General features: G+C 33.9%; 20 protein-coding genes, 2 tRNA genes and 2 pseudogenes. 18 read left to right on the top strand and 6 right to left on the bottom strand.

Translation table 11 applies throughout. From position 1 onward, the window contains the following. Window positions 1-91: 91 nt before the first annotated feature. Window positions 92-508 (bottom strand): RbsD/FucU family protein, encoded by a 417-nt coding sequence (locus B6C99_RS10150; RefSeq protein ID WP_086359713.1) that lies wholly within the window; start codon window positions 506-508, stop codon window positions 92-94. A 51-nt stretch (window positions 509-559) separates the two neighbouring features. Then, on the bottom strand, window positions 560-1,324 hold the full coding sequence (locus tag B6C99_RS10145; protein WP_086359712.1) for an SDR family NAD(P)-dependent oxidoreductase: 765 nt from the start codon (window positions 1,322-1,324) through the stop codon (window positions 560-562). Between the two features lie 371 nt (window positions 1,325-1,695). On the opposite strand from B6C99_RS10145, the gene B6C99_RS10140 reads away from it, so the two are divergent. From B6C99_RS10140 to B6C99_RS13710, 4 genes and pseudogenes are all read left to right on the top strand, one after another. Then, a complete protein-coding gene (locus B6C99_RS10140) occupies window positions 1,696-2,712 on the top strand; it encodes a TRAP transporter substrate-binding protein (RefSeq protein WP_086359711.1) in 1,017 nt (338 codons plus the stop codon). A 25-nt stretch (window positions 2,713-2,737) separates the two neighbouring features. Next, window positions 2,738-4,603, top strand: coding sequence for a TRAP transporter large permease subunit (locus tag B6C99_RS10135; protein WP_086359710.1), 1,866 nt, complete (start codon window positions 2,738-2,740; stop codon window positions 4,601-4,603). Window positions 4,604-4,799: 196 nt separating this feature from the next. Further along, window positions 4,800-5,846, top strand: a complete 1,047-nt coding sequence (locus B6C99_RS10130; protein WP_086359709.1) for a LacI family DNA-binding transcriptional regulator — start codon at window positions 4,800-4,802, stop codon at window positions 5,844-5,846. A 242-nt stretch (window positions 5,847-6,088) separates the two neighbouring features. Continuing rightward, window positions 6,089-6,268 (top strand): annotated as a pseudogene (locus B6C99_RS13710) (polar amino acid ABC transporter ATP-binding protein); the annotation flags it as partial. Window positions 6,269-6,395: 127 nt separating this feature from the next. Here B6C99_RS13710 and fabB read toward each other — a convergent pair. Then, entirely contained in the window at window positions 6,396-7,607 is a 1,212-nt protein-coding gene (gene fabB / locus B6C99_RS10120; protein WP_086359708.1) for a beta-ketoacyl-ACP synthase I, read from the bottom strand. A 311-nt stretch (window positions 7,608-7,918) separates the two neighbouring features. Between fabB and B6C99_RS10115 the strand changes: the two genes are divergently transcribed. Both B6C99_RS10115 and B6C99_RS10110 read left to right on the top strand, forming a co-directional pair. Beyond that, entirely contained in the window at window positions 7,919-9,184 is a 1,266-nt protein-coding gene (locus B6C99_RS10115; RefSeq protein WP_086359729.1) for a putative DNA modification/repair radical SAM protein, read from the top strand. Between the two features lie 3 nt (window positions 9,185-9,187). Next, entirely contained in the window at window positions 9,188-9,985 is a 798-nt protein-coding gene (locus tag B6C99_RS10110) for a TIGR03915 family putative DNA repair protein (protein WP_086359707.1), read from the top strand. A gap of 45 nt (window positions 9,986-10,030) precedes the next feature. Here the strand turns inward: B6C99_RS10110 and B6C99_RS10105 are convergent, their stop codons facing one another. Further along, window positions 10,031-10,789 (bottom strand): MlaA family lipoprotein, encoded by a 759-nt coding sequence (locus B6C99_RS10105; RefSeq protein WP_086359706.1) that lies wholly within the window; start codon window positions 10,787-10,789, stop codon window positions 10,031-10,033. Window positions 10,790-10,916: 127 nt separating this feature from the next. On the opposite strand from B6C99_RS10105, the gene B6C99_RS10100 reads away from it, so the two are divergent. Next, window positions 10,917-10,988: transfer RNA gene (locus B6C99_RS10100), tRNA-Arg, on the top strand. A gap of 183 nt (window positions 10,989-11,171) precedes the next feature. Next, on the top strand, window positions 11,172-11,999 hold the full coding sequence (locus B6C99_RS10095) for a hypothetical protein (RefSeq protein ID WP_143413921.1): 828 nt from the start codon (window positions 11,172-11,174) through the stop codon (window positions 11,997-11,999). Window positions 12,000-12,796: 797 nt separating this feature from the next. On the opposite strand, the gene B6C99_RS10090 is transcribed toward B6C99_RS10095, so the two are convergent. Continuing rightward, a tRNA-Val gene (locus B6C99_RS10090) sits at window positions 12,797-12,873 on the bottom strand. A 292-nt stretch (window positions 12,874-13,165) separates the two neighbouring features. Here B6C99_RS10090 and recQ point away from each other — a divergent pair. The 6 genes and pseudogenes from recQ (at window position 13,166) to ruvB (ending at window position 20,541) form a co-directional block, all read left to right on the top strand. Further along, window positions 13,166-14,995, top strand: coding sequence for a DNA helicase RecQ (recQ, locus tag B6C99_RS10085; protein ID WP_086359704.1), 1,830 nt, complete (start codon window positions 13,166-13,168; stop codon window positions 14,993-14,995). Window positions 14,996-15,093: 98 nt separating this feature from the next. Continuing rightward, window positions 15,094-15,965, top strand: a pseudogene (locus tag B6C99_RS13705) (amidohydrolase); the annotation flags it as partial. A gap of 252 nt (window positions 15,966-16,217) precedes the next feature. Further along, on the top strand, window positions 16,218-18,284 hold the full coding sequence (gene dnaX / locus B6C99_RS10075; protein WP_086359703.1) for a DNA polymerase III subunit gamma/tau: 2,067 nt from the start codon (window positions 16,218-16,220) through the stop codon (window positions 18,282-18,284). A 34-nt stretch (window positions 18,285-18,318) separates the two neighbouring features. Then, the gene (locus tag B6C99_RS10070; protein WP_065578932.1) at window positions 18,319-18,657 is read left to right on the top strand and encodes a YbaB/EbfC family nucleoid-associated protein; all 339 of its coding nucleotides are present in this window, start codon (window positions 18,319-18,321) and stop codon (window positions 18,655-18,657) included. A 256-nt stretch (window positions 18,658-18,913) separates the two neighbouring features. Continuing rightward, window positions 18,914-19,522, top strand: coding sequence for a Holliday junction branch migration protein RuvA (gene ruvA, locus B6C99_RS10065; protein ID WP_086359702.1), 609 nt, complete (start codon window positions 18,914-18,916; stop codon window positions 19,520-19,522). A 14-nt stretch (window positions 19,523-19,536) separates the two neighbouring features. Further along, a complete protein-coding gene (gene ruvB, locus B6C99_RS10060) occupies window positions 19,537-20,541 on the top strand; it encodes a Holliday junction branch migration DNA helicase RuvB (protein ID WP_086359701.1) in 1,005 nt (334 codons plus the stop codon). 94 nt (window positions 20,542-20,635) lie between these two features. Here the strand turns inward: ruvB and cysK are convergent, their stop codons facing one another. Beyond that, window positions 20,636-21,601: a cysteine synthase A gene (gene cysK / locus B6C99_RS10055; protein WP_086359700.1), complete on the bottom strand. Its 966-nt coding sequence runs from the start codon at window positions 21,599-21,601 to the stop codon at window positions 20,636-20,638. A 332-nt stretch (window positions 21,602-21,933) separates the two neighbouring features. On the opposite strand from cysK, the gene B6C99_RS10050 reads away from it, so the two are divergent. The 4 genes from B6C99_RS10050 to B6C99_RS10040 all read left to right on the top strand — a co-directional run bounded on the left by B6C99_RS10050 (window position 21,934) and on the right by B6C99_RS10040 (window position 23,987). After that, window positions 21,934-22,578 (top strand): SMI1/KNR4 family protein, encoded by a 645-nt coding sequence (locus B6C99_RS10050; protein WP_158092468.1) that lies wholly within the window; start codon window positions 21,934-21,936, stop codon window positions 22,576-22,578. 135 nt (window positions 22,579-22,713) lie between these two features. Next, a complete protein-coding gene (locus B6C99_RS10045; protein ID WP_086359698.1) occupies window positions 22,714-23,136 on the top strand; it encodes a hypothetical protein in 423 nt (140 codons plus the stop codon). Window positions 23,137-23,528: 392 nt separating this feature from the next. After that, window positions 23,529-23,663 carry a hypothetical protein gene (locus tag B6C99_RS13565; protein WP_256363509.1) on the top strand — a complete coding sequence of 45 codons (135 nt, stop codon included), beginning with the start codon at window positions 23,529-23,531 and terminating at the stop codon, window positions 23,661-23,663. Between the two features lie 30 nt (window positions 23,664-23,693). Further along, complete coding sequence (locus B6C99_RS10040) at window positions 23,694-23,987, top strand: hypothetical protein (protein WP_086359697.1); 294 nt, start codon at window positions 23,694-23,696, stop codon at window positions 23,985-23,987. Window positions 23,988-23,990 lie beyond the last annotated feature (3 nt).

Below are 23,990 nucleotides of genomic sequence, written 5' to 3'. Positions count from 1 at the left end.
AGAAAAATGATGAACTGAAATAGAAAAATACTCAAAACTTAGTTTGAGTATTTTTTTGTGATGAATAATAGAGATGAAAGTTAGAAACTCGCTAAGCCACCACTCCAACAGTTAATAATATATTGGCGAATCGCCGATTTTCACCAGTTGCAATAACTAACAAGGTATCGTTTGATTTAGCTAATGAATAAAATTCATTACGTGCAACATGTGCTATTTCTACTGCTTCTGGGAGTTGTGCTTTGTATTCTGCTTCAATTTCATTGACAAAATCAGCTGGGCTTTCCATTAAAACGGCTTTTTCAACATTAATATATTTTAAGATTTTTTCGAGAATCAATGTACTTTTAATCTCTCCCACACAGAAATTAAGATAGACAATTGTGGCATTAGGTGAAGAGTTTGTCACAAAAGAATAATTACTATCGGCAATTAATATATTTGTTTTATGTCCACATTTTGCTAATTTTTCTAATAGCTGCGGATGAAGAATTTCAGTTTTTATCATACAATTTTCCTTGTTTCTTGACATAACTTTGTATTATGTCAAGTTAACTAATTACATTCTATAAACTCCACCATTAATATCGATTGTTGCGCCAGAAACAAAACCGTCGTATTCTGATGCTAAAAATTTAATAACCCTAGCGACATCTTCAGAACTACCAGCTCGACCTAATGGGATGGATCTTATGGTTTCATCTGCTGATTCTTTAGTGGTATGCTGATTGTGAAAACGAGTACCAAGAATAAGACCTGGAGCAACAGCATTTACTCGGATACCATGCTCACCAAGTTCTGCTGCTAATGACCGAGTCCAAGTTAAAACAGCACCTTTGGTCATTGAGTAAACTAATGAGCCAGCATGACCACCAGATCGACCAGCTAACGATGCTAAATTGATAATACTGGCGCCATCTTTAGCTTGTTTTAAATGTGTTAGTGCATTTTGGGTAACATTTAACATGGTAGTCATATTGACATCAATTACGGTTTGCCAAAATTGTTTATCGATTTCACCTAACCATTTTCTGGCAATAATTCCGCCTACATTATTGATAAGAATATCAATACCACCTAAAAATTCTGCTGCCGCATTAACACATTGTTGCGTTTCTTCTTCTTTGGTTAAATCTGCATAGCCATATTCAGCTCTTTGACCAAATTTATTGGCTAGCTCAACTAACTCTTTAGGGCCTTCTTCGCCACTAAAGTAGTGCAGATAAACATCACAACCGGCTTCAATCAGCTCTTTGGCTGTTGCTTTGCCGATACCTTGTTCTGCACCCGTAATAAATACTTTTTTACCAGATAACTTACCCATTTTTATCTCCTTTTAGATAATTTATGTGAAATAAAATTTGACTGTTACTGGTAACGGGATGAGTTTTAAATTATATAGCCAAATTTTTTATAAAATGTGACATAAATCACAGAATAAAATAATTGTATTTTTATCAAAATAGTAGCTTTGGTCGATCAAGCTAGGTTGCAACAAGTAATTAACTAAAACGTTACAGTTAAATTATTTCTCTTAAATATGATCTAAATCACACATTTAACATTTTCTTAAAAAATCTTATTTACTAATTTATCTAATTGAAATTATAGTTAACTATAACGTTACAGTAAAACGTTATAGCTGGTACGGGATGAAAAAGTTTTTTGCAATTAATCTAAGTTAAGGTTTTTAATATGAATAATTTAAAACAGCTATCAACAAAAATTATAACTGGCGCAGTATTGTGCTTGTCCTCTTTTGCATTGGTTCCGCAAATATCTTACGCGGCACCTCAAGTTAATGTCAGAGTTTATTCTTCCCTACCTGAAAACGATAATTCTGCTCATTATATATGGTATGCCAGCTTCAAAGAAAATTTAGCCAAACGAGTAAATGATAAAGTTAAATTTAGCTATTTTCCTAATGCCATGTTAGGTAAAGAAGCCGATGCTGCACAACAGGTAAAAATTGGTGCAATTGATATCATGATTTCAGGTACGTCTATTTGGTCTACGATTGTACCAGAGATAGGTATTCTTGATTCAGGTTATTTATTTAATGATATGGACCATGTCGGTCGTTCATTAGATGGTGATGCGGGTACTAAACTTGCTTCAATTATGCAAACAAAAGCCAATATTAAAGTATTAGGATTTGGTTATAGCTTGGGTGCAAGAAATATCTATACCAAAAAAACAGTCAATCAACCGGAAGATTTGAATAGCCTTAAAATTAGAGCACTTCCAGTACCTAACTTCCTTGAAACCATAAAAAGTATGGGTGCCGTGCCAATTCCTATGCCTGGTGGTGAAGTTTATTCTGGCTTACAGATGGGGGTAATTGATGGTGTTGAACACGATGCACCGACTGTTTTGACCAGTAAATATTATGAACAAACTAAAAACGCTATTTTAAGTCAACACATTTATAACCCAATCGTAGCGGTAATGAATAAAAATGCTTTTGAACGTCTTCCAGCTGAACTTAAAGAGGATTTTATTGCGGCAGCTAAAGAGGCAACCGATCATGAAAGAAGTTTATCGGCAAGTTCTGAACAAAAAGCTATTGATGAACTTAAATCACTAGGTGTCAATTTTGTTACTGTGGATAGAGCTTATTACAAAGAAAAAACAAAACATGTGCATGAAGATTTTGTTAAAAAATATCCACAAACAAAAGAAATTGTAGAATTTATTCAATCAATTGAATAATTTAGAGTGTTGTCAGGAGAAAGTTATGTCAGATATTACTGGTACAAACACATTACTTGTTCCAGTGATATCCCCATTAAGTCGATTTTTAACAAAAATAACTGCGATTTTAGGGGGATTATCACTCTTTATTAATGTTCTTGTGGTATTTTCATCGGTTATATTTCGCTATGCTTTCCATTCACCTTTAGAGTGGGCGGAAGAGGTAGCTAGAGCATTAATGATAGCGTTAGTCTTTTTCGGTGTTGCCACTTCTTCAGGCAGAGGTGGGCATATAGGGATAGATTTATTTTTAGGATTATTACCTAGCTCGCTAAGAGCCTATGTTGTGCATAGTACTCGCTGGATTTTAGTCTTTGTCTCAATTGGTCTGGTCATCTCAAGTTATGATTTGGTTTATATATCGTTAGAACAAACAACTGAAACCGGCATGCCGTTAGCATTATTTTATATACCGGTATTTATTGGCGCTATAGTCATGTTTGTTGCAACGTTAGAACATGTATTTCAACAAGAAAAGAAAATAGTATTGAGAAGTGGTATTGGCGTTTTAGGGTTAATTGTTATTGGTTTTACTACTTATTCATTATTTCCTGAATTAGAGTCATTACCAGCCTTTTTTATGTTTGCTTGTTTTTTCTTAGGAATTATAGCTGGGATTCCGATAGCCTTTACTTTGGGTCTATCTTCGATGGTATTTTTCTTAAGTAATCCAACTTTACCATTTGTATTTTTCGCCCAACAAGTTTCGGCAGGTGTAGACCATTTCGTATTATTAGCGATACCATTTTTCTTACTTGCTGGTTCGGCAATGGAAATCAATGGTATGTCTTCTCGTTTAGTCGAATTTATTGTTAGAGGAATGGGTAGATTCAAAGGCGGTTTGAATATGACTACCGTGTTATCCATGGCCTTTTTTTCCGGTATTTCTGGTTCGAAATTAGCTGATGTAGCCGCAGTCGGTGGCGTATTAATGCCTGCGGTAAAAAGAACAAAGCAGAGTCGCGAAGATGCAGCCGGCGTATTTGCCGCGTCAGCGGTAATGGCTGAATCAATCCCACCTTGTGTTAATCTGATCGTTATGGGCTTTGTTGCCAATATTTCAATTGGTGCTTTATTTATTGCCGGTATAGTGCCAGCCGTATGTTTGTTAATCATTCTATTAATTACGGCTAATATTTTTGGAAAGAAAATCAATGTATCGGATGCTTATCCTGTTCTTATGCCTAAAAAACAGTTAATCCTTGGTGCAGCTGTTGGGTTATTAATGATTCTTATGATTGGTCGTGGTGTGGTGGCCGGAATTGCAACATCAACAGAAATCTCGGCTTTTGCTGTGGTTTACGCTATAGTCGTTGGTCGCATTGCATTTAGAGAATTAACCTTAAAAGCAACCATCAAATTGTTTATTGATATGTCAGCCATGTCAGGGATGTTGTTATTTATTGTTGCCTCAGCAACAAGTTTATCTTACGCATTAACCATTGAGATGATCCCGCAAAAATGTGCTGATATCTTGGTATCTATCGGTACTAATCATGGCGCATGGTTATTTTTAATCTTATCGATTTTAATACTCATTGTATTTGGTTCAGTATTAGAAGGTGCACCAGCATTAATTATATTTGCTCCAATTCTGGTACCAATTGCAATTCAATTAGGATTCCATCCATTACATTATGGTATAGTAATGGTTTTTGCTATGGGTTTTGGATTGTTCTCGCCGCCTATTGGATTAGGGCTCTATGCTACCTGTACCATTTGTGGAGTAACAATGAAAGATGTTATGAAACCTATGCTTAAATATCAGATGGTAATATTTGTTGGAATAATCTTAGTCGCTTTATTCCCATTTATTACAACATGGTTACCTAACATAATGGGATATTAATATCATCAATTTGCTAGTTAAGTATTACTTAATTAGCAAATTAATTTTTAATCAACCAGTGTAATTGTAAACAACTTGATTAACATAATTACCATCTTTATTTATACTCATCTTTTAAAATAAGTTCAGTTGTTAGTAAACTTTTTGTATAGTGTATTTTATCTAAAAGCGTATAAAAATCTTTAAGGAATTTAGTATGGTTGACATTCGCGATGTTGCTAAACATGCCGGCGTCTCTGTAAGTACTGTCTCTAATGTATTAAATGGCCGAATAGACCAAATGCGAAAAGAAACATTAAAGCGCATAGAAGAGAGTATCAAAGTATTAAAATATCATCCGAATAAACTTGCGCAACAATTGAAAACTGGACATGTAAAGATGTTAGGGATATTAGTTCCTTCCATCATGAATCCAAATTTTGCAGCCTTAGTTAACAACATTGAATCAATAGCTAAAGAAAAATATGGTTATCAAGTCCTATTGGCCAACACCTCTCGTCAAGATAAACAAGAAAAATTGTTTCTCAATGATCTGCTGTCTTTTGGGGTTAAAGGTGTCATAGTGGTTTCATCGTCAATTGAAAAGAAACATTTTATTAACGCCATTAATAAAGGGATGGTGATGGTAAATTATGACGGATTAACTTCAGAAGAAGCTCATAACAACAAAAAAATTCTGATTGATAGTATTTCAATGGATAATTTCCAAGCAGGAAAGCTTGCAGCAGATTTTTTATTACAGCAAGGGTGCAAAAATATTGTCTTTGCAACGATAAAAGGAAATATTACCAGTCGGAATAACAAAATATTAGGTTTTTTAGATAGTTTAAAAAATGCTGGTTTAAGTACCAAAAATCGTATTATTGAAGGCACGGCGCAATTCGCTTATGGTGATAGTGAATTAGCGGAAATAGGTAAATTATTGGCAAATGAAATTATCAAAAACAACAAAACGTTGCCAGATGGAATAGTCGCTATTAACGATATGTTAGCGATAGGTATTATTTCTGAATTAACTCGCTTAGGCGTGAAAATCCCACAAGATATCTCCGTTATTGGTATCGATAATATGTTTTTAGATACCCTGTTTAGTCCGTCATTAACATCGATAGCTTCACCATTATCGGATATGGCAACATTAATGGTTGATCGCCTAATTGCAATGCTTAATGGCGATAAAATGGAACCAGGAGAGTTTCTATTCAAGCCTTATTTAGTTAAACGAGAATCGGTTCGTTATTAATATCAATTAATAAGAATATGAATAGTTAGTGGTATTAGTTCATATTCTTAATTTTAGACGGACTGAAGATTTAAAATGACCATCAACGGTAAAAATAGAACGCAATTGACCTAAAAAGTTGAGGGGCAGGGTATCTAGCCTCTCGAAATGCATCAATCTTTTAATCAAGAATAATAATCAAATTAAATAATAAGTTGCAATATTTTGCTTAAAAGTTATTATATTTCTAACATTTATTTATGGATGTATTGGCGGTAATGAAGTTGCTCGCTCAAGAGCGGATGACCATGGTGGTTGTCACCCACGAAATGGGGTTTGCCAGAGAGATATCGACTTGAGTTATTTTTATCGATCAGGGTATTATTCAAGAACAAGGCTCACCTGAGCAAATCTTCACTAGACCACAAAATGAAATAACTTAGCTGTTTTTAAGTAAAGTATTGTAAACCAGCCTCATTTACCATTTGATTGATTAAATAGTCTGCCATAAAAACCGCACTAACCAATGGCTAGTGCGGTTTTCAACTTGGAGTTACATACAAACAAGTTTTATGCTTTATATTTTTTCATGACAATTGACGCGTTAGTACCGCCGAAACCAAAGCTATTAGACATTACTGTGGTTAATTCACGTTCGGTTGGCTCGGTAATAATATTCATGCCTACTGCTTCATCTGCAAGTTCGTCGATATTGATACTTGGTGTAATAAAGCCATGTTCAAGCATAAGTAGTGAATAAATTAATTCTTGTGCTCCGGTAGCACTTAATGAGTGACCAGTCATGGATTTAGTTGAAGAGATAGCCGGGATGTTATCACCAAATACTTGTTTGATTGCCCATAATTCTTTGACATCACCAACTGGAGTTGAGGTACCATGAGTATTGATATAGTCAACTGGCCCATCAAGATCCTGAATAGCAAGTTGCATACAGCGCATTGCCCCTTCACCAGATGGTGCAACCATGTCATAACCGTCTGATGTTGCCCCATAACCAACAAGTTCACCATAGATATGTGCACCACGGGCAAGAGCATGCTCAAGTTCTTCAACTACTACCATTCCGGCACCACCTGCGATTACAAAACCATCACGGTTTTTATCATAGGCACGCGATGCTTTTTCTGGTGTATCGTTATATTTAGTTGATAATGCACCCATAGCATCAAATTCGCATGACATTTCCCAACATAGTTCTTCTCCACCACCAGCAAACACAACATCTTGTTTACCAAGTTGAATCAGTTCTGCTGCATGACCAATACAGTGTACAGATGTTGCACAAGCAGAAGTCATTGAGTAGCTAACACCTTTAATTTTAAATGGTGTCGCTAAACATGCAGAAATCGCCGATGACATAGATTTTGTTACTGCATAAGGGCCAACGCCTCTTAAACCTTTTTCTTTCATGCCGGCAACAACATTATATTGAGTTTTGGTTGAGCCACCATAACCAGCGATAAGACCTGTGCGCGGATTAGATACTTGTTCTGGGGTTAATTTTGCATCTTCGATTGCTTGTTGTAGTGCAAGATATCCATAAATAGAAGCATCGTTCATAAAACGTACAACTTTACGATCTATTAATCCAGTGGTGTCTAATTTAACATTACCACATACATGACTTCGCATTCCGCTATCTTTCATTTCTTGCGAGAAAGTAATACCGCTTCGGCCCACTCTCAACGACTCTAAAACTTCTTTGGTATTATTTCCGATGCTTGAAAGAATACCTAATCCGGTAATTACTACACGTTTCATCTAATGCTCTACTCCTAAGTTAACTGGCTTCATATGAAAAATTGGACTGATTATAGCGTACACTTGTAAGCTGAACAATACCCTTCGATTGATTTTATTTACTAAAGTAATAAATAAAATTATGTTAATAGGTCAACAAATTAATCAATATGAATATCTTTACATTTTATTAATAAAGTCTTGATAAAATAAGTTTTAATCGCAGGTTTGTTAAGCAAATATTTTTTATATTCGATCTGATTATTAACTTGCTAACAACAATAAAATAATTATAATACTGTAAATGTATACAGTAATTAATGGTAGTTATGATTCAAGAGAAAATGATATCAAAGCTTGAAATATTAGCCGAATCTGCAAAATATGACATTTCATGTGCTTCGAGTGGTACTTCACGCAGTAATAAAAATAAAGGTATTGGTAGTGCTTCTCGCTGTGGTATTTGCCATTCATTTACTGCTGATGGCCGATGCGTTTCACTGTTGAAAATCATGTTGACTAATTATTGCATGTTTGACTGTGCTTATTGTATCAATCGCCAGAGTAATGATATTCCTCGTGCAGGATTTACACCAAAAGAGTTAGCGGAACTGACGATTGAATTTTATCGAAGAAATTATATTGAAGGACTATTTTTAAGTTCAGGTATTGTACGTAGTGCGGATCATACTATGGAAAAAATGATTCGCGTGGTCAAAATATTACGGCAAGAATATAACTTTAATGGTTATATTCATATGAAGGCGATTCCAGGTGTAAGTAATGAATTAATTCGTGAAGCGGGTTTACTCGTTGATCGAATGAGTGTTAATTTAGAGATCCCCACCGAGCGTAATTTAAAATTATTGGCACCAGATAAAGATCATCAAACCATTTATCAACCAATGCGACATATTCAGCAAAATTTGCTAGAAAATATTGAAGATCGTAAAAAAATCAAATCAACACCAAAATTTGTTCCAGCCGGGCAAAGTACTCAGGTGATTATTGGTGCAACAGATGAAACTGACAACCAAATCTTACAGCTCACAGCCAAACTATATAAGCGACCAAGTATGAAGCGAGTTTACTATTCGGGATTTATTCCTGTGAATAGTTATGATAAGCGATTACCTGTTTCGCAAGAAGTACCAAGAGTGCGAGAAAATCGTTTATATCAGGCAGATTGGTTACTTCGTTTTTATGATTTCAGTGTCGATGAAATTGTAAATGATGAACATCCAGATCTTGATTTGACTGTCGATCCCAAATTATCTTGGGCGATTCGTAATCCGCAATTTTTTCCGGTTGATATCAATCGGGATAGTTATCAAAAAATTTTACGAGTGCCAGGTATTGGAGTTAAATCAGCAAAATTAATTGTTATGGCAAGACGACATCGAAAACTAAATAAAGAAGCGCTCAAACGTATTGGTGTGGTGCTAAAACGTGCGCAGTTTTTTATTATTTGTCATGAAATGAATACATTTAAAGTACTTGATTCATCCGCCGAATATATCCGTCTTAGTTTACAAGATTCGCCTTGTCTTGAAGTAAAACAACAAGTCCTTCCTCAGCAACTAGTTATGGGATGGTAATTTATGCTGGCTTTTTATTATGATAAATCCTTCGAAGGACTAATGTGTGCGGTGTTTGACGCATTTAAACTAAAAAAAATGCCTGAATGTTTATTAGCTGAGGGTGAGGATGTGCCCCTTTTGATTACTGATTTCCATCAAGTTGAGTATCGAAACAGTAAATATGAGCGTGTTTATACTGCACTGCAAAAAAAATTATCACAGATTGCGCTAAACCAACTCTTGTTTACTTGGTTATCAGAATTACCTGAAAGTGATTTAATTATCTTTCGTTATATTTGTAAAGTATTTAAGTCAACCAATTCGATTGAAACTGATTTTGCTGATGCGGATGTGTTGGCTGTTTATGATATAGCTAAAAAGGTAAATAAAGAAAAACATCATATTCAGCAATTTGTTCGCTTCAATAGTATCCAAAATCCAGCAAACAGTCGTGATAATAATGATAAAATTTATTTTGCGGTTATAGAGCCTATATATAACGCTTTACCGTTAACTACTCGATTTTTTAAAGATCGTTATGCTGATCAAAAATGGGCAATTTATGATGAAAAACGCCAATATGGTTATTTTTATGATTTAGATAAGATTGAGCAAATCTGGTTAAACGATAACGATACTCTGATCGTTAATAAGCAAATTAACCAAGATTATCTAACTGATGATGAAAAATTGTTTCAAACCATGTGGAATCGTTATTGTCAGGCTTTAACAATAAAAGAACGAATCAATCCAAGATTACAAAGGCAAAATATGCCTAGACGGTTCTGGCACCATTTACCAGAAATGCAAGGAAAATAAAAAACGCCGAATAAATCGGCGTTAATTAATAATAAATCTTGCTATTTATTGGGCATCAATTTCATCAAGAATGCCATTAATGCTTTGTTGACGTTGTTGTTCTTTTTGTTCGTCAACTTTACCACCAGAAGCATTAAAATCATTGCGCTGGAAGTAAGCATTACGCATAAAGTTGTATGGGTCATCACTATTTTTAATTAAATCTTCATACTCAATAGCTACAGCTCGAGCTTCAATGCCATCAAATACACCGCGAACGAGTGCCCATTGCCAATCGATCCAAACAAGTGGTGGATATAAAGTATCAACAAGATCACCACCTTCTTGACGAAGTGTTGCTGAACCATAGAAAGGTAACACAACATAAGGACCATAAGGAACATCATAATGACCTAATGTATCACCAAAACCACGTTTAGGACCTTTTTGTAATTGAGGATCGGCTATACTCGCAACATCAAATAAACCGGCAACACCAAAAACAGTATTAATAAAAAATCTCGCTAAATGTTTTGCTGATTCACGCCCCTCACCTTGTAAAGCACTATTTACCATTGATGCCGGCTCAGAAAGGTTTGATGAAAAATTAACCACTCCTTTTCGTACTGGTGTTGGAACATAATCTTTCCAAACCACAGCAGCAGGACGTAAAATATAAGGATCAAGCGCATAGTAGTTAACATTAAACATGGCTTTATTAAAGCCCGACAACGGGTCACTGTAACTATTGGTTTCAGGCTGATAGGTTGCACAACTTGTTAGTGCCAAAACCGAAAACATCATACCTATTATTCTTTTTTTCATAATGTTACCGAATATAAATGATAAAGTATCGAATATAGGAATTGTATCATGTTTGCTTGAAATAGAAAATTTTTCATTATTTGATTGATATTGCCTTGATAAATTTATTAGAATAAACGCCTTTGATGACCTCATAGTTAAATGGATATAACAAGCCCCTCCTAAGGGCTAGTTGTAGGTTCGATTCCTACTGGGGTCAAAGTTATATTAACTTACTTATCTCTTTTCTTCCTTAATAAACCACCTAATTGTATAATTTATAGAATTATTTCATTTCGATTTAAGTGATAAGATAGCAAATAATATAGTAATATAACTCATATAAATAATCATACATTGTTTGGAGTATGGAACAATTAACTAGATGGATTTAGGGACTTTAATGGCTAAATATTATTGTTTATTAAAAGGAAGAGTTAATTATTTAACGGTATTCGAAAAAACTAAAACTAAAACTAAAGTTGAACAGCATTCAGGCAATCTTACAAAAGCATTTATTGAAGAATACGGTGGGTTCATTATGGCCATTCTTTTATTATTTTATACAATTATAAGGGACATGGTTGTTATTTTTATACCATCTAAAACTCTACAAAGAAAACTAATTAAAGGTACATACTTTTGTTGTTATGTTGGTAATATTAAAGTTGAAGGAAAATTAGAAGATATTATTTTTAAGAATGGCGACTATGTTGAAATGGTTGTCGAACAGACCGAAAAAAATAAGTATTTTGTTTATGCTGTGCGAATGCCCAAATATCATGCTTTGTTTTTTCCTAAAGGAAATTGTTCATCAACCTTAGAATTATTTAAGGGTTGTCTATTGATTTGTTGCCTACTGATATTTCCTTATATTATTTTTATGATAATAGCTATTTTTGATGATAGTAGTGATTTTATTTTTATTACTCTGTTATTTTTGGTTATTTATATCTGTTTTGTTATTACTTGTTTTATTTTATTGGGTATGCGCTCTTCATTTATAAACAATCGTATCTATGCAACCTTAGGTTATCGAAATTCATGGCGTCATATGCATGCTGATGAGGACTATGCTTTTAGAGAAATGAATCGTAAAAGAGATCCATTGTTGTTTGATGATCCACAAAGTCCTGAATTTGAAAAAAGAATAAAACCAAATAAGTTTTATACCTATTATGGACGGACGCCCCAATTACCCCAAGAAGTAGAAATTATTGACGAAAGCTAAATTGGAATAGGGTTTGGAATTAGTATAATTTAATTAATAAAAAAGTGAGGAAAGGGGTTTTTTGTGCACCTTTTTTTATCATTAAACTGTTTTTTTTGAATGTTGCAATATTGTTATTATCATTTAAGAAAATTTAGCTAATGTTTTTCCTATGATTTAATATATGGCAGACATTTAATTTGTCTATATTTGCACAACTATTATGCTTTGTCTTATGCAATTTATTGCGTAATTAATAATTTAATAACTGGTAGTAAAAATAGCATTGTTAAATCAACTAGTAGGTAATTTTGATTTTTTCTTATCAGTAAATGTTATTAATTTAGAAGCTGTAGGGTTTAGTTCATTTTGTTTATCAATTCAATTTTTATCTATATTGGATACGTTATCGCCAAACTAAATGCATACAAACTAGAAAACAAAAAGCATTGTGGTATTTATACCTATTTCATTTAGCTATTACATTATATTCAGAAACATTAAGCTAATTTACATCAGTTGACTAATTGAGTAAAAAATAAAACAAAATCTTGTGGGAATTTAATGTTTAACGTTTTATTTTTTGCCAAAAATTATTTTGTGTCGTTTTAAATACAAGTTTTTGTACAATTGGATTTATTTATCATAAATAAAAAATATTTTTATGTGAACTTGTGACATTAAATATTGGCAAGCGGATCGAAAATTTATATATTTTGGTATTAAAAATACAAACTTATTAGTAGAGGTTTTACCCCAGCGGTTTTTTAAAAGGTGATTTAAATTTCTTGTAAGTCTTGTAGGATAATGCTTTGAATTGGTACGCCCGGGTGGACTCGAACCACTGACCCCCACCATGTCAAGGTGATGCTCTAACCAACTGAGCTACGGGCGTATATTTGAAACATGCAAATATTAGCTGGCAAACTGTTTTGTTTCAAGTAAAAAAATCAAAAATAGTTGTTTTTTTAATCTTTTGTGTTTGTTTGTTGGAAAAACAGTCAATATTGTTAATCATATAATATACAGAATCTTGTTTTTTGCCATTTTTACTCAACGATGTTAATTTTTGAAGAAATTCTATTTATTATGATTTGTAAATAAATGTAAATTCACGGTGGTTTGTTCAAAACAAATTCGATATACTCCATAAAAAATATATTAAGGTATTACTGGTTCAGGTTAGTATGTCATTTAAAGATCAGATTGAGGACGTGTTACATAATGTTTTTGGTTACAAATCGTTTAGAAATCAGCAAAGAGATATAATTGAATCAGTTATTGCCGGACGAGATACTTTAACCATTATTCCAACAGGTGGTGGCAAGTCACTTTGTTATCAGATTCCGGCAGTAGTATTGCCTGGTACTGCGTTGGTTATTTCGCCACTTATTTCGTTAATGAAGGATCAAGTCGATCAATTATTAGTTAATGGGATTCCAGCCGCTTTTTTAAATGCAACTCAAGCACCAGAAGAGCAACAAAATATTATTGAAAAATATTTAAATCATTCAATTAAATTACTATATATTTCTCCTGAACGACTGGCTGTGTCGTCCTTTTCTTCATTAATTACTGCTCATCCACCTTCATTAATAGCTATTGATGAGGCGCATTGTATTTCACAATGGGGGCATGACTTTAGACCTGACTATCGTCAATTAAACCATTTATCATTGCGTTTTCCCGAAGTCCCAATTATCGCGTTGACAGCAACCGCCGATAAATTGACTCAAGCAGATGTGATTAATCAGCTTAATTTGATCGATCCGTTAGTGGTGGTGCGTAGTTTTGATAGGCCAAATATACGTTATACGGTAGTTGAAAAATTTAATCTTACTGAGCAAGTTGTCTCTTTTATTGAAACCCAAAAAGGGAATAGTGGTATTGTCTACTGTTCTAGTCGTTCCAAAGTTGAAGATATGACAACCAGGCTTACTGCGAGAGGATTCTCTGTTGTTGCTTATCATGCTGGTTTATCCACCGCTGAGCGTCAACAAGCACAAGAAAGTTTTTTGAAAGATAATGTGCAAATTATTGTTGCTACTGTCGCTTTTGGGATGGGAATTAATAAACCTAATGTTCGTTTTGTGGTGCATGCTGATTGCCCTAAAACGATTGAGTCATATTATCAAGAAACTGGTCGAGCAGGGAGGGATGGCGTTCCGGCAGAGGCTCTTTTATTATTTAATAGTAAAGATCTAAACTGGTATCATCGACAAATCGCAGATAAACCAGAGAATAAACATAAACAAGTTGAGTTACATAAGATTCAATCCATGGAGTCATTCGCCCAAAGTATGACCTGTCGGCGTACCGTATTACTTAACTATTTTGGTGAGAATAGAACCGAACCTTGCAACAACTGTGATATCTGTCTTTATCCTCCCGAGCATTATGATGGATTAATTGATGCACAAAAAATACTTTCTTGTATATACCGAGTTGAGCAACGTTATGGTGCTCAATATATTGTCGATGTATTACGTGGATCTTCTCGCTCACAAATTAAAGAAAATGGTCATGACAAATTATCGGTTTACGGAATAGGAAAGGCACATTCTTCTGATTATTGGCTTAGTGTAATTAGACAATTAATCTATTTGGGATATGTGAGTCAAAATATTTCCACCTATACTACGTTACAATTAACCGAACAAGCACGTGCGATTCTTAAGGGGCAAGTCGTTTTATCTTTAGCAAAACCACGTTTAGAAATTGTAAAGAAAAGTCGCTTAAATCGTTATGCTCGAGCGATTAATTTAACCACGATATTATCTTTTGAAGAACGAATATTATTCAATAATCTTAAACGATTACGCAAAGAAATTGCTGATATGGATGATATTGCCCCTTATGTTGTATTCAGTGACGCAACATTGCTTGAGATGGTGCAAATCAAACCTGAAAGTAAGAAACAGCTAATTAATGTTACTGGTGTTGGTAAAATCAAATTAGAAAAATATGGTAATCTTTTCTTAGATGAGATTAATGATTTTATGATAAAAAACATATAACAATGTTTAACACTTTATCTATAATAGCCATTTTTATATCATTTTAATTAATTTTTATAATTTAATTTATTAAAAATAGGTCTATATGTCCATCATAAATGTATGCTTGTGGACATGATACTCATACGGCTATGCTGCTAACAGTTGCTAAAACGTTATATTCTATCCGTGAACAGTTAAAAGGTAATGTGCGGTTAGTATTTCAACCGGCTGAAGAAATTGCACAAGGGAGGGGCATCGAACAAAGCGTACTTAAAGGTGTTGATAGCGCTTTTGGTATGCATATATGGTCACAAATGCCAGTAGGTAAAGTATCTTGTGTTGTTGGTTCAAGCTTTGCTTCAGCAGATCTATTAACAGTTAAATTTAAAGGGCGTGGAGATCATAGTTCAATGCTTCATGAAACAGTGGATGCGGTTATGGTTGCATCAGCATTTGTTATGAATGTTCAATCAATTGTTTCTCGTGAAATATCGCCTCTCGATCCTGCGGTTGTTACTATAGGTCGAATGGATGTGGGTACGCGCTTTAACGTAATTTCTGAAAAGCAGTTTTAGAAGGATCTGTGAGATGCTTTAATGTTGTATTGCGTGATAAAATTGAAGCAGCAATTAGACGTTATGCTAACCAAGTTGCAGCCATGTATAGAGCGACAGCTGAAGTTGAATATATCTGTGGTACTTTACCGGTTATTAACGATAAAGAAAGCGCATTATTAGCACAAAAAGTCATTGTTGAATCATTTGGTGAAGATGCATTGTATTTTGAAGCACCAACCACCGGCGGTGAAAATTTTAGTTATTATACTGAAAACATTCCAGGTGCATTTGCTTTAGTCGGATCTGATAATTCTGAAAAAGATACTCAATGACCACATCACCATGGCTGTTTTAATGTCGACGAAGATGGCATGGCATTAGGTGCAGAATTTTATGCCCAATATGCATGGGCTTTTTTAAACCAAGGTTAGCCATTCATAATTAATCAATAATTGATTATTTTCTTTACTTATCAACCTTCGATTTACTGTTTGAAGGTTGATAAATCATTTTTTCAATAATTAATTCCTCAAAACAGCCTAATAATTTCAAAATTTTTACAAAGGTGATTTTACTGCTTAAAAATCTCACCTAATATCGAATCGGTTATCGGCATCTTAAAGACTAAATTGACACATTATGGTATGATTAGCAAAATTTATTATTAATAAGTAATGGTGATTATGAGTTATCAAGTCTTAGCACGTAAGTGGCGACCAAAATCATTTTCTGAAGTAGTAGGGCAACAGCATGTTTTAAAAATTTTATCTAATGCTCTTTCTCTTGGTCGAGTACATCATGCTTATCTGTTCTCTGGTACTCGAGGTGTAGGTAAAACTTCGATTGCTCGATTATTAGCCAAAGGTTTAAATTGTGAAAGTGGTATAACGGCAACCCCTTGTGGTGTTTGTGATAATTGTAGTGAGATTGAACAGGGTCGATTTGTTGACTTACTCGAAATTGATGCCGCATCACGTACTAAAGTCGAAGATACTCGGGAAATTTTAGATAATATTCAATATTTGCCAAGCAAAGGCCGTTTTAAAGTTTACTTAATCGATGAAGTACATATGCTCTCTCGTAGTAGCTTCAATGCTTTATTAAAAACATTGGAAGAGCCACCAGAACACGTTAAGTTTTTATTAGCAACAACTGATCCGCAAAAATTACCTATCACTATTTTATCTCGCTGTTTGCATCTGCATTTAAATGTGCTTGATACATCATTAATTTCTGAGCAACTAAAACATATTTTGCAATTAGAACAAATTGAAAGTGAACCGCGAGCAATACAGCTGTTAGCTAAAGCAGCAAATGGTAGTATGCGGGATGCATTAAGTTTAACCGATCAAGCAATAGCGCTTGGTAATGGTAAAATCGATGCTGCGTCAACAGCCTCAATGCTTGGCACTTTAGATAAAGCGATTCCTTTTTCCTTAATTAATGCCCTTTATCAGAATGATGGTAATACTTTGATGCAACAAATTGACGCGGCTGCTGTGCAAGGTGCGGATTGGGATAATTTATTAGCCGAATCTATTGCATTGTTACATCAAATTGCCTTATTACAAGTTGTACCAACCGCATTGGGTGATTATGCAGATAATGAAGAACAGTTACGCTTCTTAGCTCAATATATGGCGCCTAATGATGTGCAACTATTTTATCAAATTTTATTAATGGGTCGGAAAGAACTTGCTTTTGCACCAGATAAAAAAATGGGTGTTGAAATGAGTTTTTTACGCGCTTTAGCATTTATGCCTAAAAATGTCGATGCGATTATGCCACCAGCTGCAACAGCGACTACACCGACAACACCGACAAAAAAAGCTGAATCGCCTATTAGAACACAACCAGCTCAAGTTGTGACAACTTCATCACAAAACGTAAATGAGGCAGAGCCTGTACAGCAAACTGTTAAGTCAGCTATTGAGAATCAGCAATTAAATGACAGTACAATAGTAAGACCAGCTACTAGTGATGAAAATACTGTTTCGCAACCAGAAATATCACTTCCTGATGATGCATCATTAATCACTAAAAACATTTTAGAGATGCGAATGCAGTTAATGAAAGAGGAACAAAAGCCAAAAAAGCCTGAATTGGTTGATTATCATCAACCATCTAATTCTTTAATTAACAGTAAACGGGATGACGTTCAGCAGCTTGCCAATCTAGGTAATGATAGTGACAAAAATGATGAAGAAGTGGAACAAGAAGAGATAACTGCTGAAAATTATCAATGGCAAGCTTGTGGCATAGTTGAAACAAAAAATGAACCAGCACTTGATGCAAAAACATTATGCGATTCTTTCAAAGTTGATAAAACACCAGAAATGGTTAAAAAATTAATTGTCGAAATGGCTGAAAAAGACGCTTGGTGTGCTGAAATTGAACAATTAGAACTTGCGCCATTAATTAAACAAATTGCGATTAATTCCTACCCTGAATTAATTGATGATAATCATATTATTTTGCATACGCGTTCGGCTGTGGAGCATCTAGCTAAATCGTCAGCAAATTGTATTAAGTTGCGAACTGCGCTGTCAAATTATCGTCAAAAAACACTCAATCTAGAGGTGGTGATTGATGATAATAAAGCTAATAAGACGCCGTTAGAAATGCGTGAGGATTTATATCAACAAAAGCTTGAACAAGCTAAATTGACGATTCATCAAGATCCTAAAGTTGAGACGATTTGTCAATATTTTGATGCCAAGATTGATGAATCGAGTATTCGTCCTGTATAATTACAGAATAAATGTTTTTTAATGAGGAATAATTATGTTTCCAGGTGGAAAAGGCGGTTTGGGTAATTTGATGAAACAAGCCCAACAAATGCAAGCAAAAATGCAGCAAGCTCAGGAAGAAATTGCTAAATTAGAAGTTACCGGTGAGTCAGGTGCTGGTATCGTTAAAGTAACTGTAAATGGTGCGCATAGTTGTAAACGTGTGGAAATTGATCCATCTTTATTAACTGAAGATGATAAAGAAATGTTAGAAGATTTGATTGCGGCTGCTTACAATGATGCAACTCGTCGTTTAGAAGAAGCGCAAAAAGAAAGAATGGCTCAAGTAACTGGCGGCATGCAATTACCTCCAGGCTTTAAAATGCCATTTTAAGTTGAAAAATTAATCAGATATCGTCTTATACGTTTTGCCGACTTAGTCGGCAAAATTTCTTTTTATCTCCTGTCTATTTATACAGTTTTTCTTTATTAATTTTTTCCTATCAGGTAAACTAACTGACAATTACATTCAATTCACTTTCAATGTTGATTATATTAATTTGATTAATCAAGAACCTTAAAGGTTGTTTAATTTAGGTTTATTTTAAGCAAACTTATTTAATCAACATTAAATTTATTAAGGATATATTGTGATAGGTCGTTTACGTGGAATCATTATTGAGAAACAACCACCTAAAGTATTAATTGAAGTTGGTGGTGTTGGCTATGAAGTTTTTATGCCAATGACCTGTTTTTATGAGTTACCCGACAATGGCAAAGAGGTAATTGTGTTAACTCATTTTGCTGTTCGAGAAGATGCTCAAGTACTTTATGGTTTTAATCATGAACAAGAACGAGAGTTATTTCGTGAATTAATTAAAGTTAATGGCGTTGGCCCAAAATTAGCGCTGGCGATTTTATCTGGAATGTCAGCAGCACAATTTATTAATGCTGTTGAACAAGGTGAAATTAAAACATTGGTCAAATTACCGGGTGTAGGGACTAAAACCGCTGAACGATTAATTGTTGAAATGAAAGATCGTGTTAAACGCTTTGGTGAAGAACTATCAAATGTTAACCCAGCTATTGATATTGGTGATATTAAAAAATCATCCAATCAAATTGAAAGTGAAGCAGTTTCAGGACTTATTGCTTTGGGTTATAAACCACAAGAAGCCAGCCGTATTATTAGTAAAGTCATTAGACCAGAAATGGATTGTGAAATGCTAATACGTGAAGCATTAAAGTCAGTATTGTAAAGTAGGTATTGATAATGATTGAAGCGGATCGTTTAATTGCTCCACAGGCACAAAAAGAAGAAGAGTCTTTAGATCGAGCCATTCGTCCTAAGTATTTGGATGAATATATTGGACAACTTCAAGTTCGTGAGCAGATGAAAATTTTTATTCAAGCTGCTAAACAGCGTAGTGACGCACTCGATCATGTTTTAATATTTGGCCCTCCAGGTCTAGGTAAAACGACATTGGCAAACATTGTTGCTAATGAAATGAATGTTAATTTACGTACCACATCAGGCCCGGTGTTAGAAAAAGCGGGTGATTTAGCTGCTATGCTAACCAATTTAGAACCTAATGATGTGTTATTTATTGATGAAATCCATCGATTATCGCCAGTTGTTGAAGAAATCTTATATCCAGCAATGGAAGATTATCAACTTGATATTATGATTGGTGAAGGGCCTGCAGCACGTTCAATTAAAATTGATCTACCACCTTTTACCCTTATTGGCGCAACAACTCGAGCCGGTTCATTAACCTCGCCATTACGTGATCGTTTTGGTATTGTGCAACGGCTTGAGTTTTATCGTGTAGAAGATTTGGAATATATTGTTAGCCGTAGTGCAAAATTTTTAGGTATGGATCTTTCTAAAGAAGGTGCTTACTTAATTGCTAAACGTTCGCGAGGTACACCACGGATTGCTAACCGTTTATTACGGCGAGTTAGGGATTATGCAGATGTCAAATCTAAAGGCGTTATTGATGAACGAATTGCCACTCAAGCATTAGATATGTTAGATGTAGATAATGAAGGCTTTGATTATATGGATCGTAAGTTACTTCTGGCTATTATCGAAAAATTTATGGGTGGGCCGGTAGGATTAGATAATATTGCAGCTGCAATAGGTGAAGAACGTGAAACCATTGAAGATGTGTTAGAACCATTTTTGATTCAACAAGGTTATATCCAAAGAACACCGAGAGGGCGAATTGCTACGCCTCATGCTTATCGACATTTTGGTATTATTCAAGACGTTTAAATTTGATCGAATAAGATAATAGCTTAACTCTTTATTATTTAATAGAACACCGCTTAACAGCGGTGTTTTGTTTCTATTGAATAATCTAACTGAATTAACCGAGTTCTTTCTCGGTGAAAATCCCACTAAATAGATCAGTACTAAGATAACGTTCGCCTGATGATGGTAGTATCACCACAATATTTTTATCAGCATTTTCAGGCAAACGAGCTAAGCGGTCGGCGGCAAATACGGCGGCACCAGAAGAAATTCCTGCTAAAATACCTTCTTTTTCCATTAATAGCCGCGCAGTATCGATAGCATCTTCATTGCTTACTTTTTCGACCAAATCAATCAAACTTAAATCTAAATTATCAGGAATGAATCCTGCACCAATACCTTGTATTTTATGTGGTCCTGGTTTGATTGGCTCACCAGCAAGTGCTTGGCTAATAACAGGTGAAGTACTTGGTTCAACTGCTACTGCAGTGATGTTTTTACCTTGAGTTTTTTTAATGTATTTAGTTACACCAGTAAAAGTCCCACCAGTACCGACCCCAGCAACAAAAATATCGACTTGTCCGTCAGTATCAAGCCAGATTTCTGGCCCGGTAGTTTTTTCATGAATTTCTGGATTAGCGGCATTACTGAATTGTTGTAGCATAATATTGTGTTTAGGATTACTGGCAACGATCTCTTCTGCTTTTTCGATTGCGCCTTTCATTCCTTTAGCTGCATCGGTTAGCACAAGATTAGCACCTAAAGCTTTTAAAAGTTTACGGCGTTCAATGCTCATGCTTTCAGGCATGGTTAAAGTTAATTTATATCCACGAGCAGCTGCAACCGCAGCAAGTGCGATACCGGTATTACCACTAGTTGGCTCGATAAGTTCAACATCAGGGTTTAATAAACCACGTTTCTCAGCATCCCAAATCATATTTGATGCAATGCGACACTTAATACTGAAACTAGGGTTACGAGATTCTACTTTGGCTAATATATTTCCTTGTCCGAAATGTTTTAAGCGAACTAAAGGTGTATGGCCAATGGTCTGTGAATTATCATCAAATATTTTACTCATGTTTGAATCCTTTTTTATTGCCTAATGATAAATAGTATCACTTTGTTAATATTAATATCATTATAAATATAACTATAAAAGATAAAACTAATTAATAATTATAACAATATTCGTTTTTGATATAAGAGAAGGTTTAATTATCATTGATAACTAAAAATGTGATCATAAAATAGTACTTAATTTAAGTTAATTTAATTAGATATCATCATAGTATAAAAATTCATAATTATCTGATAGATTGGTAACTTTTAATAACGCAAAACTATAAAACAAGGACTATTAAGTTGCTAGTAAATTAGTTCTTAATTATGAATGATATTAAAGGAAATCGAATGTTTGAATCAAAATATGCTGTGCCAAGAAATATTGATAAGCTTATTTCTAAATTAAAAATTACAACAGATTCTCATAATTCTTATATTAAATTTTTAAAGAAATATAATGTCATTGCTTTTGATGAGGATCTGTTTGATTATTCCATTGACTGTCAAGGTGAATCACTTCCGCTTGAAGTAATGTTCGGATTCTCTAAGAAACTAGATCGGGAAGATGTAATTGCTAATAACTGGATGTATTTAAATAGAATCCCTAAACGGTCCATTGCTATAGCATCTCTAAATTTCGGAGATTTACTTTGTTTGTATCCAAATGGCAAAGTTTATCATTGGGATCATGAAGTTAATGATCTATATTTTGATATGACAGTCAGAAATGGTTATTTAGAGCAGAATCTAGATTTAAAACTTGTCGCTAATTCCTTTGATGAATTTTTAACAAAAATTATTAAAACCGAAATCGAAGGTTTTGATCCTAATGTTCCTTATTCTGATGATTATATAGATTTTTTGATGAACGATTCTAAATACTTTTTTATGTCTTCGAAAAAAATAATTCAAGTGCGTTTAAAAAAATTAGAACTTTCTGAAAAAGGATGTGAGTTGATAGCGAAATTTAAAAGAGAAGGGCTTGTAAGGTAAAAAAGGGATAATTTCATTAAAAAGGAGCATCCAAATGATAGATTTTAATGCAAATATAATAAGCTACAAATCTTTGCGTAATATTGAGATTGGACGTAGTGTACAAAGATATAATGCTAAAATAGGTTACTCATAATGAATGAAGAATGGAAACCCATATTTCAAATAGAGTTAATGGATATTATTAACAGTCTACACATTAAAAAATTGCATGTTGGATCATCTGATTCTCTTATTTATGAAACGATGGGAGAATCAGAATTACCTGTAGCAAGACTGAACAGCAAATCAAAAATATTTAGTCATCTATATGGCAATGTCAATATTTTATCTGTAAATAACACTGTAATAAGTATAGATATTGACATGCATGGTTTTAGAAAAAATATGGTAATTCTTGGTAGAATAAATAGCTGGAAACTTAATAATTGGCTAGCGCTAGCTAAAATAAAAAATTGGAATGTAAATAAAATTTGTGATGTAGTTCGACTTGAAGGAAAAGGAATAGTTGTTTGTTTATCACCGGATGGAAAAGTAGAGATGATTTCTCTTTCTTGAATAACTTTTAATTGTTTCCAATAATATTGCTGGCGGATTAATTGAACAAACCTATCTGGACGGATGTAAATAACGACTAAGCTATGACCGATCCACTGGGCAAACGTATCGCCACTCCCCTGCCGGATGGGTGTGTCATCGACAAACTGCACCGCAAAATATTACCCACCAAGGGATGCTGAATGCCGCATGAACCAAGTACGCATTGAACAGCTCAACAAAACCAAACAATACCTCTAAATTTACCTCTATGACGTACTTGATAGATCCATCGAAAAATAGACGTTAGACCACGAAAACAAACCTATTGTAAATATCCCCAAAAAATTAAAGATATACGTGCTGGAAATAAATCAGCAATTAAAGTGTTTAGGTAAAAGAAAAATTTCAATTTGAGAACTTTTCAAAAAGGTAAAAATACCGTGTATCATAAAGATTATCAGTTTAAACAAGATGGTATTTTATATAAACAAGAAAGCTTACCAAACGGACATCCACAGCAAACAATTACTAATACTAAATGGTGAGAAAATTGCAATTTATATAGGGAGATAGAAATGTTAAATATTATTAATCTTATTGATAACGAGATTAATTCGTTAAAAGGTAGTAACTATGAATTAAAAATAAAATTAAATTTATTAAAAAAATTTGCTTCATTTTTATCTCAAAATACGATGCAAGGTAAAATAGACAAAATTATACCAATTATTGAAATGAATACTGGATATTCAGAATATAGAATAATGAACGATTGTGAATCTGATAACAAAGAATTATGGATAGAATATATATACGAAAATAATAAAATTAGATTATATCCAGGAGATTTATTAGTAAAAATGAAATAATAC

This window comes from Gilliamella sp. N-G2 (assembly GCF_002142215.1).
GTDB lineage: Bacteria > Pseudomonadota > Gammaproteobacteria > Enterobacterales > Orbaceae > Gilliamella.
Note: the sequence above shows the minus strand (reverse complement) of the source record. Positions and strands in the feature narration are given on the sequence as shown.

What these genes read in the sequence shown, in the direction of transcription:
- ruvB (WP_086359701.1), top strand. Translation starts at nt 19,537, where the DNA reads ATGATTGAAGCGGATCGTTTAATTGCTCCACAGGCACAAAAAGAAGAA.
- B6C99_RS10105 (WP_086359706.1), bottom strand. Translation starts at nt 10,789, where the DNA reads ATGAAAAAAAGAATAATAGGTATGATGTTTTCGGTTTTGGCACTAACA.
- B6C99_RS10150 (WP_086359713.1), bottom strand. Translation starts at nt 508, where the DNA reads ATGATAAAAACTGAAATTCTTCATCCGCAGCTATTAGAAAAATTAGCA.
- B6C99_RS10095 (WP_143413921.1), top strand. Translation starts at nt 11,172, where the DNA reads ATGGCTAAATATTATTGTTTATTAAAAGGAAGAGTTAATTATTTAACG.
- B6C99_RS10135 (WP_086359710.1), top strand. Translation starts at nt 2,738, where the DNA reads ATGTCAGATATTACTGGTACAAACACATTACTTGTTCCAGTGATATCC.
- B6C99_RS10130 (WP_086359709.1), top strand. Translation starts at nt 4,800, where the DNA reads ATGGTTGACATTCGCGATGTTGCTAAACATGCCGGCGTCTCTGTAAGT.
- cysK (WP_086359700.1), bottom strand. Translation starts at nt 21,601, where the DNA reads ATGAGTAAAATATTTGATGATAATTCACAGACCATTGGCCATACACCT.
- fabB (WP_086359708.1), bottom strand. Translation starts at nt 7,607, where the DNA reads ATGAAACGTGTAGTAATTACCGGATTAGGTATTCTTTCAAGCATCGGA.
- B6C99_RS10140 (WP_086359711.1), top strand. Translation starts at nt 1,696, where the DNA reads ATGAATAATTTAAAACAGCTATCAACAAAAATTATAACTGGCGCAGTA.
- B6C99_RS10040 (WP_086359697.1), top strand. Translation starts at nt 23,694, where the DNA reads ATGTTAAATATTATTAATCTTATTGATAACGAGATTAATTCGTTAAAA.
- B6C99_RS10045 (WP_086359698.1), top strand. Translation starts at nt 22,714, where the DNA reads ATGAATGAAGAATGGAAACCCATATTTCAAATAGAGTTAATGGATATT.
- dnaX (WP_086359703.1), top strand. Translation starts at nt 16,218, where the DNA reads ATGAGTTATCAAGTCTTAGCACGTAAGTGGCGACCAAAATCATTTTCT.
- B6C99_RS10110 (WP_086359707.1), top strand. Translation starts at nt 9,188, where the DNA reads ATGCTGGCTTTTTATTATGATAAATCCTTCGAAGGACTAATGTGTGCG.
- B6C99_RS10145 (WP_086359712.1), bottom strand. Translation starts at nt 1,324, where the DNA reads ATGGGTAAGTTATCTGGTAAAAAAGTATTTATTACGGGTGCAGAACAA.
- recQ (WP_086359704.1), top strand. Translation starts at nt 13,166, where the DNA reads ATGTCATTTAAAGATCAGATTGAGGACGTGTTACATAATGTTTTTGGT.
- B6C99_RS10050 (WP_158092468.1), top strand. Translation starts at nt 21,934, where the DNA reads ATGTTTGAATCAAAATATGCTGTGCCAAGAAATATTGATAAGCTTATT.
- B6C99_RS10070 (WP_065578932.1), top strand. Translation starts at nt 18,319, where the DNA reads ATGTTTCCAGGTGGAAAAGGCGGTTTGGGTAATTTGATGAAACAAGCC.